This window comes from Arthrobacter sp. NPDC057388 (assembly GCF_042668165.1).
GTDB lineage: Bacteria > Actinomycetota > Actinomycetes > Actinomycetales > Micrococcaceae > Arthrobacter.
On the sequence record NZ_JBHVBL010000007.1, the window covers coordinates 129828 to 143820 of the forward strand.

12 protein-coding genes and 2 riboswitches are annotated in these 13993 nt (G+C 67.2%); of the genes, 9 read left to right on the plus strand and 3 right to left on the minus strand.

Features of this window, described 5'->3' with window-relative positions; genetic code table 11:
* The first annotated feature begins 9 nt into the window (after positions 1-9).
* Positions 10-1221, plus strand: a complete 1212-nt coding sequence (gene hutI / locus ACFUTU_RS05615; protein ID WP_377961699.1) for an imidazolonepropionase — start codon at positions 10-12, stop codon at positions 1219-1221.
* 124 nt (positions 1222-1345) lie between these two features.
* Positions 1346-2134: a DeoR/GlpR family DNA-binding transcription regulator gene (locus tag ACFUTU_RS05620; protein WP_377961701.1), complete on the plus strand. Its 789-nt coding sequence runs from the start codon at positions 1346-1348 to the stop codon at positions 2132-2134.
* Between the two features lie 10 nt (positions 2135-2144).
* On the opposite strand, the gene ACFUTU_RS05625 is transcribed toward ACFUTU_RS05620, so the two are convergent.
* The gene (locus ACFUTU_RS05625) at positions 2145-2825 is read right to left on the minus strand and encodes a histidine phosphatase family protein (protein ID WP_377961704.1); all 681 of its coding nucleotides are present in this window, start codon (positions 2823-2825) and stop codon (positions 2145-2147) included.
* A 143-nt stretch (positions 2826-2968) separates the two neighbouring features.
* Between ACFUTU_RS05625 and ACFUTU_RS05630 the strand changes: the two genes are divergently transcribed.
* Positions 2969-3748, plus strand: coding sequence for a CPBP family intramembrane glutamic endopeptidase (locus ACFUTU_RS05630; protein ID WP_377961707.1), 780 nt, complete (start codon positions 2969-2971; stop codon positions 3746-3748).
* A gap of 91 nt (positions 3749-3839) precedes the next feature.
* Here ACFUTU_RS05630 and ACFUTU_RS05635 read toward each other — a convergent pair whose 3' ends face one another.
* Entirely contained in the window at positions 3840-4478 is a 639-nt protein-coding gene (locus tag ACFUTU_RS05635) for a VOC family protein (protein WP_377961709.1), read from the minus strand.
* A 128-nt stretch (positions 4479-4606) separates the two neighbouring features.
* Positions 4607-4723: riboswitch (SAM riboswitch) on the plus strand.
* Positions 4724-4765: 42 nt separating this feature from the next.
* On the opposite strand from ACFUTU_RS05635, the gene ACFUTU_RS05640 reads away from it, so the two are divergent.
* The 4 genes from ACFUTU_RS05640 to ACFUTU_RS05655 all read left to right on the plus strand — a co-directional run bounded on the left by ACFUTU_RS05640 (position 4766) and on the right by ACFUTU_RS05655 (position 10359).
* Entirely contained in the window at positions 4766-6082 is a 1317-nt protein-coding gene (locus ACFUTU_RS05640) for a bifunctional o-acetylhomoserine/o-acetylserine sulfhydrylase (RefSeq protein WP_377961712.1), read from the plus strand.
* 114 nt (positions 6083-6196) lie between these two features.
* Positions 6197-6312: riboswitch (SAM riboswitch) on the plus strand.
* A 12-nt stretch (positions 6313-6324) separates the two neighbouring features.
* On the plus strand, positions 6325-7467 hold the full coding sequence (locus ACFUTU_RS05645) for a homoserine O-acetyltransferase (protein ID WP_377961715.1): 1143 nt from the start codon (positions 6325-6327) through the stop codon (positions 7465-7467).
* Positions 7468-7681: 214 nt separating this feature from the next.
* A complete protein-coding gene (locus tag ACFUTU_RS05650; protein ID WP_377961717.1) occupies positions 7682-9064 on the plus strand; it encodes an MFS transporter in 1383 nt (460 codons plus the stop codon).
* A gap of 110 nt (positions 9065-9174) precedes the next feature.
* The gene (locus ACFUTU_RS05655) at positions 9175-10359 is read left to right on the plus strand and encodes an alcohol dehydrogenase catalytic domain-containing protein (RefSeq protein WP_377961720.1); all 1185 of its coding nucleotides are present in this window, start codon (positions 9175-9177) and stop codon (positions 10357-10359) included.
* Between the two features lie 42 nt (positions 10360-10401).
* Here the strand turns inward: ACFUTU_RS05655 and ACFUTU_RS05660 are convergent, their stop codons facing one another.
* Positions 10402-11310: a LysR family transcriptional regulator gene (locus ACFUTU_RS05660; protein WP_377961723.1), complete on the minus strand. Its 909-nt coding sequence runs from the start codon at positions 11308-11310 to the stop codon at positions 10402-10404.
* 137 nt (positions 11311-11447) lie between these two features.
* Here ACFUTU_RS05660 and mmsB point away from each other — a divergent pair, with 137 nt between their 5' ends.
* Complete coding sequence (gene mmsB, locus ACFUTU_RS05665; RefSeq protein WP_377961726.1) at positions 11448-12350, plus strand: 3-hydroxyisobutyrate dehydrogenase; 903 nt, start codon at positions 11448-11450, stop codon at positions 12348-12350.
* A gap of 75 nt (positions 12351-12425) precedes the next feature.
* Positions 12426-13910, plus strand: a complete 1485-nt coding sequence (locus ACFUTU_RS05670) for a CoA-acylating methylmalonate-semialdehyde dehydrogenase (RefSeq protein ID WP_377961729.1) — start codon at positions 12426-12428, stop codon at positions 13908-13910.
* Positions 13911-13993 lie beyond the last annotated feature (83 nt).

A 13993-nucleotide genomic window follows, 5' to 3' on the forward strand; every position in this document is an offset into this window, starting at 1 on the left:
AATGGATCCATGAGCACCCTGATCACCAACATTGCCGAACTGATGACCCAGGACCCGGAGCACCGCGTCCTCAAGGACGCGGCAGTGGTGATCGAGGGGGAACGCATCTCCTGGATCGGGCCGGCATCCTCGGCTCCCGCTGCCGATGACGCCGTGGACGCCGGCGGCCGGGCCGTGCTGCCCGGCTGGGTTGATTCCCACACGCACCTGATCTTCGCGGGGGACCGGACTGCCGAGTTCGAGGCCCGGATGGCGGGGGAGGAGTACAGTGCCGGCGGCATCGCCGTCACCATGAACGCCACCCGCAACACCGGCGACTACGACCTCACCCGGCTGGCCCAGGGCCGCGTTGCTGAAGCCGTATCCCAGGGCACCACCTACTTGGAGACGAAAACCGGCTACGGCCTGGACGTGGAGCAGGAAGCCAGGAGCGCCCGGATCGCCTCCACGGTGGCGGACGAGGTCACGTACCTGGGCGCCCATCTGGTCCCGGCCGGGATTGACGCGGACGAATACACCAGGCTCGCCTGCGGCCCGATGCTGGAGGCTGTGCTTCCGTACGCCCGCTGGGCCGACGTCTTCTGCGAGCGGGGCGCCTTTTCCGAGGAGCAGTCGCGTGCCGTGCTGCAGGCCTGCCGCGACGCCGGGCTGGGGCTGCGCGTGCACGGGAACCAGCTGGGACACGGAGCAGGTGCCAGCCTCGCGGTGGAGTTCGGCGCAGCCAGCGTCGACCACGTGAACTATCTCTCGGAGCAGGACACCGCCAGCCTCGCCGGCAGCTGGTCCGGCTGGGACGCCGCCGCCGGAACCGGCAGCCGGGGAACTGTGGCCACCTGCCTGCCGGCGTGCGACCTCTCCACCCGCCAGCCGCTCGCCCCCGGACGGCAGCTGCTGGACGCGGGCGTCCCTGTGGCCCTGGCATCCAACTGCAATCCGGGCACGTCCTACACGAGCTCCATGTCCTTTTGCGTCACCACCGCCGTCCTCCAGATGGGCCTGAGCGTCCACGAAGCGGTGCGGGCGGCAACGTACGGCGGTGCCCTGGCCCTGCAGCGCGAGTCCGGAAACGACGTCGACGGCGAACGTGCGGTGGGCTCGATCGCCGTCGGACACCGCGCGGACCTGCACATCCTCAATGCCCCCTCCGCCACGCACCTCGCCTACCGGCCCGGCATGCCGCTCACCCACGCCGTTTGGCGCGCAGGTGCGCGGGCACGGTAGTGTCAGCCGGGGCGTTCGGAAGCCGGCCCCTCGAATCCAGGGTGACGGAAAATGATCATAAGAGGTCTGATACAATCAGGAAACGTCATTTCTTGTGACGGTTTTTGAATGTGAAAGGCCACGCATGACCCGCACCGACCGACTGACGGCCATCCTCGATCTCCTTGCCGAAGCCGGCCAGGTGGAAGTGGAGGAGATCGTCACCCGGCTGGGCGTCTCGCCGGCAACGGCCCGCCGTGACCTGGACAGCCTGGCCAAACGACGGCTGCTGACCCGCACCCGCGGCGGCGCCACCACCGGCGCGCTGGCCTACGACCTTCCCGGCAGGTACAACCGGGACGACCACGCCGTGGCAAAGCAGGAGATCGCCCTCGCCGCCTCGGCGCTCATCGCCCCGGGCATGGTCATCGGGCTGTGCGGCGGCACCACGAGCACCGCCCTGGCGCAGATCCTGGCCACCCGCGAAGACCTCAACTCGCCGTCGAACCAGCCCACCCTCACGGTGGTGACCAATGCCATCAACATCGCCTCCCAGCTTGCCGTCCGGCCCAACATCAAGGTGATGGTGACCGGCGGCATCCTCAACACGCGGTCCTATGAACTCGTTGGCCCGTACACGGACATCATCATGCAGAAGGTGGTGCTGGACATCGCCTTCATCGGGGTCAACGGCGTGGACGCCGAGGTGGGTCCCACCAACACCGGCGAGGCCGAGGCCACAGTCAACGCCCTGCTGGCCAGCCGTGCCAGCGTCTCCTACGTGATCGCGGACTCCTCCAAGGTGGGCCGCCGGGCGTTCGCCACCATGGACGGCTACAACTTCACCCGGCTCATTACCGACTCCGGCATCTCCCCGGCGGACAAGGCCGCGTTCGAGGCGCGCGGCACTGAAGTGATCGTCGCCGGCAGCTAGCCCGGCAGCTTCAGAAGATCACCGGCGGGGCGTCCAGCACTGTCTCGTCAACCCTCCGGTCCACCCATTGGGTGAAGGGGGTATCGAGCTCATACTTGCCCGCACTGTTGCGTACCAGCATGCGAATCTCCGCGTTTTCCGGGTTGTTCAGCGACTCGAAATACTCCACGGACCAGTGGAACCAGCGCATGCAGAACAGGCGCATGGTCAGCCCGTGCGTGACCAGCAGGGTGTTGGGGGAGTAGCCGGGCTTGGACCAGTGCCGGTACAGGGTCTCCATGAAGGACGAGATCCGGTCGTAGACGTCGGAACCGGACTCGCCGTCACGGAAGCGGTAGAAGAAATGGCCATAGGCGTTGCGGAGCTCCTTCTGGTCCTCGATGTCCCCGGAGATCTGGAAGTTGGCCCAGTCCTGTTCGCGCAGCCGCGGTTCCTCGATCACCCGTTCCGTCAGGGAACCCAGATTCAGCGCCTCAAGGGTCTGGTAGGCGCGCAGGTACGGTGACACATAGACGCTCACCTGCCTGCCGTCCAGCTCGCGGCGGACGCGTTCCCCGGCGGCCCTCGCCTGCTCCAGCCCAAGCTCCGTCAGCGGAATGCGGTAATCGGGCACCCTGTTGTAGATGGAGGTGTCCGCGTTGGCGGCCGACTGGCCGTGCCGGATCATGATGATTTTCCCGGGAGCGCTCATAGCTCCCCAGCATAGGGTCACTGGCCCGCACGGGATCACTGTGCAGCCGGACCGGTACCGACGGGCCGCGCGGGAACGTCCGACGGCGGCAGGCAGGGGAGGGCTGACAGGAAAGTACCAGCCGGTGCAGGCAAGATAGGAATATGTTGGTTCCTTCCCGCCGCCGGCTGCGGTTCGAAGTCTGGATTGTCCTTGGCCTCTCGCTGGGACAGTCCGCCGTCTACTCGGTGGTGCAGCTGCTGGACAAGATGACCCAGGCGCCGCTGGCGCAGGGGACGTCCACGCTCAACAGATCGCAGAGCGCCCGTGAATACTTCGACCTGACCTACCAGCTGCTGGACATCATCTTCGCCCTGGTGCCGGTCCTGCTGGTGATCTACTTCCTGACCGACCAGCGCCAGGCGAAGGCCGGGCTCGGGCAGGACGCCGGCTCCGCCTTCCGGAAGCTGGGCTTCAACTTTGCCCGGCCCGGAAAAGACCTGCTGCAGGGGTTCGGGCTGGCCGCCCTGATCGGAGTTCCCTCGCTGGGCCTTTACGCCGCCGGACGTGCATTGGGCATCACGACCGCGATCATCCCCAGCGGCCTGGACGCCTACTGGTGGACCGTGCCGGTGCTGATCCTGTCCGCCGTCCGCCACGCGATCGTGGAGGAAGTCATTGTGGTGGGCTACCTGCTGGACAGGTTCGGCAAGTTCGGCTGGTCCATGCCCGTGGCCATCTTTGTCTCCTCGATGCTCCGTGGCAGCTACCACCTGTACCAGGGGTTCGGGCCGTTCATCGGAAACGCCATTATGGGCGTGGTCTTCGCCTGGGTCTACACCAGGACCCGAAGGGTCATGCCGCTCGTCATCGCGCACGCGCTATTGGACATCGTGGCCTTCGTCGGGTTCAGCCTGTTCGGCAAGGCCGTCGGACTCGGCTAGCACTCAGCCCTTAAAAATGATTCGGCCGCCATCGGCGGGTGGCGTCGTTGGCACCCGCTGATGGCGGCCGAAGAGAAGGGCAGGAAGCGCGTCAGATGGTGACGGCGCCCGCTGCGGTTTCGAACGTGACGGAGAGGATGCCCGGCGTACCGTGCGGTGCCACCCAGTTCACGGCGACGTCCTCCAGCGGCCGTTCCACGGGCTCGCCGAGCCATTCGGTCACGCGCTCGGCAGAGCCCGCAATCGTGAGGCTGGACATCTTCACATTGCTGTCATAGGCGTTGGACGGGTGCAGGCCCGGATCGCCTTCCCACTTCAGCATGTACGGAACCTGGGGGTCGGCGATGAGCCCCAGGATGCCGATCTGCTTCCAGATAAGTTCGCGGCCGTCGGGGAACTTGCGGTTGCCGTTGACCGCGGAGCGGCCGAGGCGTTCCTCGAACGGGGCGAGGTCGTCAACTTCGACGCACCAGCCCATCCAGCCGCCGCCCGCTGCGGACCGGGCCCGGACGGCCTGGCCGAAGGGCGCCTTGTCCGACGCCGGGTGGTCCAGGACCTCAACGACCTCAAGGTACTTGTGGCCGGCCAGCGGAATGATCATGTTCCGGGTTCCAAACCGGGGGTGCACTCCGCCCTTTACGGCTTCGACGCCGAGGGCGGAGGAGATACGTTCGGTGGTGGCCGCGAGGCCATCGTGTTCACAGGCGTAAGAGACGTGATCCATGCGCATGCCCTCATCTTGGCACTTTGTGACGGGGCTCTCAGCTTAGGGTGCCCTAACTTAACGAAATGTCCAGCTTTTGACGAAATTCTTCACAAAGCTGTGCGCGAAGTAGGGCTGTTCCTACACTGATCGCAGGTCATGAGTGCCAGCGAAAAAGGCCCCGGCCCGCTGGCCGGCAACCCTCCGCCGCGGCGGGGTGCCCCGGGTGAAGACCTGGCCGCGCGGCGTCCGCCGGGCGGCAAGCGCGGGCCTGTGCCGGGACAGCACACGCCCCTTTAGCCTCAGGAGCCTGCATGTCCAACGCATGGTCATTCGAAACCCGCCAGATCCACGCCGGCCAGGTGCCGGACGGCGCCACCGGCGCCCGGTCGCTGCCGATCTACCAGACGACCTCGTTTGTCTTCCCCAGCGCCGAAAGCGCAGCCGACCGCTTCGCGCTCGCGGAGATCGCGCCCATCTATACCCGGATCGGCAACCCCACCCAGGACGCCGTCGAACAGCGGATCGCCAGCCTGGAGGGCGGGCTCGCCGCGCTGCTCCTGAGCTCGGGCCAGGCCGCAGAAACCTATGCCATCCTCAACATCGCCGAGGCCGGCGACCATGTGGTGGCCAGTCCAAGCCTCTACGGCGGCACCTACAACCTGCTCGCGCACACGCTGAAGAAATTCGGCGTTTCCGTCACGTTCGTTGCCGATCCCGATGACCTGCAGCAGTGGCGCGATGCCGTGCAGCCGAACACCAAGCTGTTCTTCGCCGAGGTGGTGTCCAACCCCCGGCAGGACGTCCTGGACATCGAAGGCGTCTCCCGGGCTGCGCATGAGGCCGGCGTGCCGCTCATCGTGGACAACACCCTCTCCACCCCCTACCTCATCAGGCCGCTTGAATGGGGCGCGGACATCGTGGTGCACTCGGCCACCAAGTACCTGGGCGGGCACGGCGCCGCCATAGCCGGCGTCATCGTGGATTCGGGAAACTTCGACTTCGGCAAGGATCCGCATCGGTTCCCGGGCTTCAACGCCCCGGACCCCACGTACAACGGGCTCGTCTACGCCCGTGATCTCGGCGCGGCCGGTGCGCTGGGCGCCAACCTGTCCTACATCCTCAAGGCGAGGGTCCAGCTGCTCCGCGACCTGGGCTCGGCGGTGTCCCCGTTCAATGCCTTCCTCATCGCCCAGGGCCTGGAAACTCTGAGCCTGCGCGTGGAGCGCCACGTGGCCAACGCGGTGGCGGTGGCGAGCTGGCTGGAAGCCCGGGACGATGTGGAGTCCGTGGCCTACGCCGGCCTGCCGTCCAGCCCCTGGTATGAGCGCGGCCTGAAATACGGGCCCAAAGGCACCGGCGCGGTGGTGGCCTTTACCGTGGCCGGCGGCGCCGAGGCCGGCAAGCGCTTCGTTAATGCACTGGAACTGCACTCCCACGTGGCGAACATTGGTGACGTCCGCTCCCTTGTCATCCATCCGGCGTCGACCACGCACAGCCAGCTGACCCCGGAACAGCAGGACGTGGCCGGGGTCGCCCCGGGGCTGGTCAGGCTGTCGGTAGGCCTGGAGCACATTGACGACATCCTTGCCGATCTCGACGCCGGGTTCCGCGCCGCGAAAGGCGCCTGACGGACCTGGCTGGCCCTGTGATTCCCGCCCCATCTCCCGCCGGCGAGGGGCGGGGAGTCACACAGCCGTCACATTCTTCGCGCAGGCGTGCGCCTGTTTCGTACACTGGCAACAGGTCATGAGTGCCAGCGACAGCCCCGGCTTGCTGGCCGGCAACCCTCCTTCCGCGGTGGGGTGCCCCGGGTGAAGACCTGGCCTGCCGGTCTGCTGACGGCGGGCAAGCGCGTAGAAGAGGTTTACCTGTGACGATTTCTGTCAGCCACACCGACGCTCCGGCCGGCACGGCCCCTGAAGGCTCTGCCCTGGATGGCACTGTCCAGTACCGCAACATCGGCAGCCTGGAACTGGAAGCCGGAGGCTTCCTGCCGGATGTGACCCTCGCCTATGAAACCTGGGGAACGCTCAACGAGGACGGCTCCAATGCGATCCTCGTCCAGCACGCCCTGACCGGCAGCACGCACGTGACGCGCGGCGCCGGGGACGAGGAAGGCTGGTGGGAACAGCTCGCCGGTCCTGGCGCGCCTGCGGACACCAACAAGTTCTTCGTCATTTCCATCAACATCCTGGGCGGCTGCTACGGGTCCACCGGGCCGTCGTCGCCCGCCCCGGACGGCAAGCCCTGGGGCTCGCGTTTTCCGCTGGTGACGCTCCGGGACTCCACCGTTGCCGAGGCCAGGCTCGCTGACCAGCTCGGGATCGGCAGCTGGCACGCCGTGGTGGGCGGATCCATGGGCGGGGCGCGCGCCCTGGAATGGGCCGTCACTTTCCCGGAGCGGGTTCGCCGCTGCGGTGTCATCGCCGTCGGGGCCAGGAGCACGGCCGAGCAGATCGCCTTCGCCCAGGCCCAGACACTTGCCATCCGCCAGGACCGCCACTTCAACGGCGGAGACTACTACGGCGGTGCGGAACCCGCGGAGGGCCTGGCACTCGCCCGGCGGATCGCCCACATCACCTACCGCTCCGCCTACGAGCTCGATTTCCGCTTCGGCAGGAACGCCCAGGCGGCTGAGGAGCCGCTGCAGGCGGAGGCCCTGGGAGGACGCGGCCGCTACCAGGTGGAGAGCTACCTGGACCACCAGGGCAACAAGCTGGTCCGGCGCTTCGACGCCAACAGCTACATCGCCCTGACGGAAGCGCTCATGAGCCATGACGTCACCCGGGGGCGGGGGACGCTGGAGGAGGCCCTGTCGCGGGCCACCGCCGACTTCTTCGTGGCGGCCGTGGAGACAGACCGGCTGTACTTTCCCGCCCAGTCGCTGGAACTTGCCGAGGCGCTCCCCGGGAACGTGGAGGTGCACATGATCGATTCGCCGATCGGCCATGACGGCTTCCTCACGGAGATCGGCCAGCTGAACGCCCAGCTCAGGGCCCACTTCCTGAACTGACTCCGGACAGGGTGGCCCGGCCGGATATGGCCGACCGGCGGCTGTGATGCGCCTGTGCGTGTGCATTTATGCAGATGCGCCCTGCACTATTTGGCGTTGAGCTTGCGTCGCAGGCAGACCATACTCGTTGAATCCGGCGTTCGTGGTGCGCATCACACCCGACCGCCATCGACTGGTCCCCGTGGTGTCGACGACGACGCCGAAGGAGTTCGCAATGAGTACGGAAAGCTCCGCCGTCAGGCGCGCAGAGGAAACCGACGTAAAGGCCTCAGGCCTCAAGAAGGTGGTTACGGCCTCAATGGCCGGCACCGTCGTGGAGTGGTACGAGTTCTTCCTCTACGCATCTGCCGCCACCCTGGTCTTTGGCAAGACCTTCTTCCCCAACGCCGGCACTGAGCTGGACGGCATCATCGCCGCGTTCCTGACCTACGCCGTCGGGTTCGTTGCCCGCCCCATCGGCGGCATCGTCTTCGGCCACTTCGGCGACAAATTCGGCCGCAAGCAGTTGCTGCAGCTGAGCATCATCCTGGTGGGCGTGTCCACCTTCCTGATGGGTTGCTTGCCGACGTTCCAGCAGATCGGCTACTGGGCCCCGGCGCTGCTGGTGTTCCTGCGGTTTGCCCAGGGTTTTGCCGTCGGCGGTGAATGGGGCGGCGCAGTTCTCCTCGTGGCAGAGCACAGCCCCAGCAAGTCCCGCGGATTCTGGGCCAGCTGGCCGCAGTCCGCCGTTCCGATGGGCAACCTGCTCGCCACGGCCGTGCTGTTCATCCTGTCCTCCACGCTCACCCAGGAAGCCTTCCTCGGCTGGGGCTGGCGCGTCGCGTTCTGGCTCTCCGCCGTCATCGTCCTGATCGGCTACTACATCCGCACCAAGGTCAACGACGCCCCGATCTTCCTCGAGGCCCGCAAAGAGGTCGAGGCCGGGCACAAGGGCTACGGCGTTGCCGAGGTGTTCAAGCGCTACCCGCGCGGCGTTTTCACTGCCATGGGCCTGCGCTTTGCCGAGAACATCCTCTACTACCTTGTGGTGACGTTCTCCATCACCTACCTGAAGACGGTGGTCCAGGCCGACACGACCCGCATCCTGATGCTCCTGCTGTTCGCCCACGCCGTGCACTTCGTTGCTGTTCCGCTGGTGGGCAAGATGTCCGACCGCTTCGGCCGCAAGCCCGTCTACATGGCCGGCGCAATCCTCGGTGCCACCTGGGGCTTCTTCGCCTTCCCCATGATGGATACCAAGAACGACATCATCATCCTGGCCTCCATCATGATCGGCCTGCTGTTCCACGCCCTCATGTACGCAGGCCAGCCCGCGATCATGGCGGAAATGTTCCCCACCCGGATGCGCTACTCCGGCGTCTCGCTGGGCTACCAGGTGACCTCCATCGTCGCCGGCTCGCTGGCCCCGATCATCGCCGCCTCGCTCCTGGGCACCTACAAGTCCTCCGTTCCGGTGGCCATCTACCTCCTGATCGCCTGCGCTGTCACAGCCGTCGCGGTGTTCTTCCTGAAGGAAACCCGCGGGATCTCGCTGCACGACGTGGATGCTGCGGACGCCAAGGGCACCGCGGACCTGCTGGCCGCCGGCAAGAAGTAGGCCCCGCCACCGCCAGGCGCCGACCCTGCACCTGCCAATAACAGCAATTGCCCGGCCCGCTGCGCACGCGGGACCGGGCAGTTGCCCGTTCACTGACACCAAGGATTTCCATGAAAGCAGCAGTCCTCTACTCCACCGTCCCCAAATCAGACACCGTCCCCAAAACAGGCACAGCCCCGAGCGCCGATGGCGCGGCCGGCGGTGCCGGGCAGAAGCCCAGCTATGCAAGTGCCCGGCCACTGGTGGTCCAGGAGCTGGAGCGTCCCGAGCCCCGGGCCGGCGAGCTGGGCGTGGCCATCACGTATTCCAGCCTGTGCCATTCGGACCTGTCGGTGGTGGACGGTTCCCGGGTGCGGCCACTTCCCATGGCACTGGGCCACGAGGCGGTGGGGCGTGTTGTGTCCGTGGGCGACGGCGTCTCCGGCGTCTCGCCCGGCGACCACGTGGTGCTGGTTTTCGTGCCGAGCTGCGGGGACTGCCGCGCCTGCCGGTCCGGGCGTCCTGCCCTCTGCCACCGGGCGGCCGAGGTCAACGGCTCCGGCGACCTGCTGCACGGTGAGGCGCTGCTGCGGACGCCCGCGGGGGAGCGGATCAACCACCACCTGGGCGTCTCGGCGTTCGCCGATTACGCCGTCGTGGCCAGGGAGTCGGTGGTGGTGATTGACGACGACGTCCCGGACACTGTGGCGGCCATGTTCGGTTGCGCCGTGCTCACCGGCATGGGAGCCGTGCTCAACACGGCCGCCGTCACGGCCGGCCAGTCGGTGGCTGTTTTCGGGCTGGGGGCGGTGGGCCTCTCCGCGGTCATGGCCGCCGCACTCGCCGGGGCCGGCAGTGTGATCGCCATCGATCCCAACCCCGGCAAGCACCAGCTTGCCATCGACTGCGGTGCCACCGCGGTGGGGACGCCCGACGACGCTGCCCGCCTGATTGCCGAGGCGGCGGGTGACGGCGTCGACGTCGCCATCGAAGCGGTCGGATCGGCCGGCGTGATTGCCGCCTGCCTCGGGCACGTGACCCGGGGCGGTGCGGTGGTTTCGGTGGGCCTGCCCCATCCCTCCGCCGAGCTGACGGTGCCCGCGCTGCAGTTTGCCGGAGCCGGCAAGCGCCTGCTGGGTTCCTACATGGGTGACGCCGTTCCCGGGCGGGATATCCCGCTGTACCTGGGCTACTGGCGGGAGGGCAAGCTGCCGGTTGGGCTGCTGCACACGGACACCAGGCCCCTCGCCGAGATCAACGAGGGACTGGATGCGCTGGCGTCCGGGCAGGTGGTCAGGCGGCTGTTCCAGGCCTGACGGCACTGACGGAGCCCGCCGCCGGCCCGCGCAAGAGGGGTTTCAGCCTGCCAGCAGCGCCGCCCGGTCCTTCACTTCTTCCTTCAGGGCGGCGATGACGGCCTGCACCGGTGCCGAGCGGAGGGACTCCGGACGGGCGACGGCCCAGATGGGGAGCTGGCGTTCGAAGTCGTTAGCGAGCACCGGCACGAAGTCCGCCTGGCCGGCCACCATGAAGTTCGGCAGCAGCCCAATACCGGCTCCCTGCCGCACGGCCTCCACCTGGGCGAACACGCTCGTGGCCTGGAAGCTTGAGGTGGGCATGGGCAGCTGCGAGGACCAGCGGTGCCCCAGCTCCGCCACCTGGAGCGCGGACTCGACGTAAGAGACAAAGCCGTGCTGCCCGACGTCGTCGAGCGTTTCCGGCACTCCGTGCTCCGCGGCGTAGCCGCGGCTGGCGTAGAGGCGCAGGTAGTAATTGCTCAGGAAGATGGTCTGGGCGTTGCTGACGTCGGTCCTGCCCACCACGATCTCCAGGTCAACACCGGACCTGTTCTGGCTGACCTTCCGGGTGGCGCTCAACATCTCGATATTCAGCTGCGGGTTCTGCCGCTGCAGCCGGACCAGCGCGGGGGTGACGAACACTGCTCCGACGCCGTCCGTCGTCGCCACGCGCACCAGCCCGGACAGTGCGCTCTGGTTCTGGCTGATCAGGCCGGAGAGTGACCCGAGCGTGTTCTCGATGGCCTCCGCCGCCTCCACGGCGGAGGCGCCGAGCTGCGTCAGCTCCCAGCCGTGCGGGCTGCGCTCCAGCGTGCGCCCGCCGAGCTGCTTGTCCAGGGCCAGGATCCGCCGGGAAATGGTGGTGTGCGTTGTGCCCAGTGTCTCCGCCACCGCGTTGAACCGGCCCAGGCGAGCCACGGTCAGCAGGATCAGCAGGTCGTCCGGACTCGGAAGCCGCCTTGTGTCCACGGCAAGCCTTTCCCTCGATGTGCATCAGTGCACATGCCGTCTTCAATTTTTCCCCTTGAATGCACTCTAGCAGGGTGTGATCGTGGACACAGACCTTCCGGCCAGGCGGCCGGACCCGAAGCGAAGGAGCTTGCGACATGGCAGTAATCGGTTGGATCGGCCTCGGAAACATGGGCGGTTCCATGTCAGCGAACCTGGCGAAGGCCGGCCACGACGTCCGCGGTTTTGACCTCAACCCCGCGGCACTTGCCGCCGCCGAAGAGGCAGGCGTCAAACCCGTCGGCAGCATCGCCGAAGCCGTTGACGGCGCAGACGCAGTCTTCACCATGCTGCCCAAGGGCGAGCATGCCCGCGCCGTCTACCTCGGCGACGGCGGTGTGCTGGCCCACGCGGATACCCGCACGCTGCTCGTGGACTCCTCCACCATCGACATCGCGTCCGCCCAGGAACTGCACGACGCCGCCGCTGCCGCCGGCTTCCGCTTCGTGGATGCCCCGGTCTCCGGCGGCATGAGCGGGGCGAAGGCAGGGACCCTGACCTTCATGGTCGGCGGCGAGGCGGGTGCAGTGGCGGACGCCACCGGCTACATCGCTCCGATGGCAGCCAACATCATCCCCACCGGCGGGGCCACCACCGGACAGGCAGCCAAGATCTGCAACAACCTGATGCTCTTCATCAACCTGGCCTCCACCGCCGAGGGTGCCGTCCTGGCCGACCGGCTGGGCCTGGACAAGCAGGTCTTCTGGGACATTGCGTCCGTTTCCTCAGGGGACTCATGGGCCCTGCGGACCTGGTACCCGGTGCCCGGCGTGGTTTCCACCGCCGCATCCAACAACGACTTTGCCCCCACGTTCACCACAGAACTGGCCAACAAGGACATCGGCCTTGCCATCAGCGCCGCCGAAGACACCGGCACGCCGCTGGAGATCGGCAGGCACGTCCAGCAGCTGTTCCAGCAGCTCATCGACGCCGGTGAAGCCGGCAAGGACTGCTCGATGATCATCAAGCTCGCCGACGGTTCGCTGGACAGTTCCAAGTAACCCTGCCAAGCAGCCCGGGTCCAGTAGCCCGGTCCGCCACAGCTCATCCCGACCCAGCACGAAAAGAGACTTCCCTTGGAAACCATTCCGCACTTCATCAACGGCAGCCGCGTCAGCGACGCCGAGCGTTTCGGCCCCGTCTTCAACCCCGCCACCGGCGAACAGGAGAAGCAGGTGGTGCTGGCCTCGGCCGCGCGGACCGAAGAGGCCATCGCCGCCGCCCGCGCGGCCCTTCCGGCCTGGCGCGCCACCAGCCTGGCCAAGCGCACCAACATCTTCTTCCGGGTCCGCGAAATCCTGAATCAGCGCAAGCCCGAGCTCGCAGCGCTCCTCACCAGCGAGCATGGCAAGGTGCTTTCCGACGCCGAGGGTGAAATCTCCCGCGGCCTGGAGAACATCGAGTTCGCCACCGGCCTGTCCCACATGCTCAAGGGTGAACGCTCGGAGCAGGTCTCCAGCGGCATCGACGTGCACTCCGTGCGCCAGCCGGTGGGCGTGGTGGCCTGCATCACCCCGTTCAATTTCCCGGCCATGGTGCCGCTGTGGATGGTGGGCAGCGCCCTTGCCTGCGGCAACACCGTCCTGCTGAAGCCCAGCGAGAAGGACCCCTCCGCTGCCATCTTCATTGCCGAGGCCTTCGCCGAAGCGGGGCTGCCCGCCGGGGTGCTGAACGTGGTCCAGGGGGACAAGGAAGCCGTTGACGTCCTGCTCGAGCACCCCGACGTCAAAGCGGTCAGCTTTGTCGGTTCCACTCCCATCGCGCAGTCCATCTACAAGCGGGCAGCCGACCACGGCAAGCGGGTCCAGGCCCTCGGCGGTGCGAAGAACCACATGGTGGTGCTGCCCGACGCCGACCTGGACATGGCTGCCGACGCTGCGGTTTCGGCGGCATACGGTTCGGCAGGGGAGCGCTGCATGGCCGTCAGTGTCCTCGTGGCCGTGGGCAACATCGCGGACGACCTGGTGCAGGCGATTTCCACCCGCATGGCCGGCCTCACGATCGGCCCCGGAACCGACCCGGCCTCCCAGATGGGGCCGCTGATCACCGCCGAGCACCGGGACCGCGTGGCCTCCTACGTGGCAGGGGCGGAAAACGAAGGCGCCACTGTCGTCGTCGACGGGCGCTCGCAGCAGTTCGACTCGAACGGCTTCTTCATCGGCGTCAGCCTGGTGGACCACGTGAAGCCCGGCATGAAGGTGTACGACGACGAGATTTTCGGCCCCGTCCTGTCGGTGGTCCGCGTCGACTCCTACAGCGACGCCGTCCGGCTGGTCAACGAGAACGAGTTCGGCAACGGCACGGCCATCTTCACCCGTGACGGCGGGGCGGCGCGGCAGTTCGAGTTCGACGTCGAAGCCGGCATGGTGGGCGTCAACGTCCCCATCCCGGTCCCGGTCGGCACGTTCTCCTTCGGCGGCTGGAAGAACTCGCTGTTCGGCGACACCCACATGTACGGCCCGGACAGCATCAGGTTCTACACCCGCGGCAAAGTGGTCACCACCCGCTGGCCGGACCCGTCCACCTCAGTCATTGACCTCGGCTTCCCGCAGATCTACTAAACTCGAAACTCGGTTTACATCAAAACTTGAGTTCGGGCCGGTCACTGCCGGCCTGCCACAGCCCGCGTCCCGCAGCCACAAGC

What these genes read in the sequence shown, in the direction of transcription:
- hutI (WP_377961699.1), top strand. Translation starts at nt 10, where the DNA reads ATGAGCACCCTGATCACCAACATTGCCGAACTGATGACCCAGGACCCG.
- ACFUTU_RS05620 (WP_377961701.1), top strand. Translation starts at nt 1,346, where the DNA reads ATGACCCGCACCGACCGACTGACGGCCATCCTCGATCTCCTTGCCGAA.
- ACFUTU_RS05625 (WP_377961704.1), bottom strand. Translation starts at nt 2,825, where the DNA reads ATGAGCGCTCCCGGGAAAATCATCATGATCCGGCACGGCCAGTCGGCC.
- ACFUTU_RS05630 (WP_377961707.1), top strand. Translation starts at nt 2,969, where the DNA reads ATGTTGGTTCCTTCCCGCCGCCGGCTGCGGTTCGAAGTCTGGATTGTC.
- ACFUTU_RS05635 (WP_377961709.1), bottom strand. Translation starts at nt 4,478, where the DNA reads ATGCGCATGGATCACGTCTCTTACGCCTGTGAACACGATGGCCTCGCG.
- ACFUTU_RS05640 (WP_377961712.1), top strand. Translation starts at nt 4,766, where the DNA reads ATGTCCAACGCATGGTCATTCGAAACCCGCCAGATCCACGCCGGCCAG.
- ACFUTU_RS05650 (WP_377961717.1), top strand. Translation starts at nt 7,682, where the DNA reads ATGAGTACGGAAAGCTCCGCCGTCAGGCGCGCAGAGGAAACCGACGTA.
- ACFUTU_RS05655 (WP_377961720.1), top strand. Translation starts at nt 9,175, where the DNA reads ATGAAAGCAGCAGTCCTCTACTCCACCGTCCCCAAATCAGACACCGTC.
- mmsB (WP_377961726.1), top strand. Translation starts at nt 11,448, where the DNA reads ATGGCAGTAATCGGTTGGATCGGCCTCGGAAACATGGGCGGTTCCATG.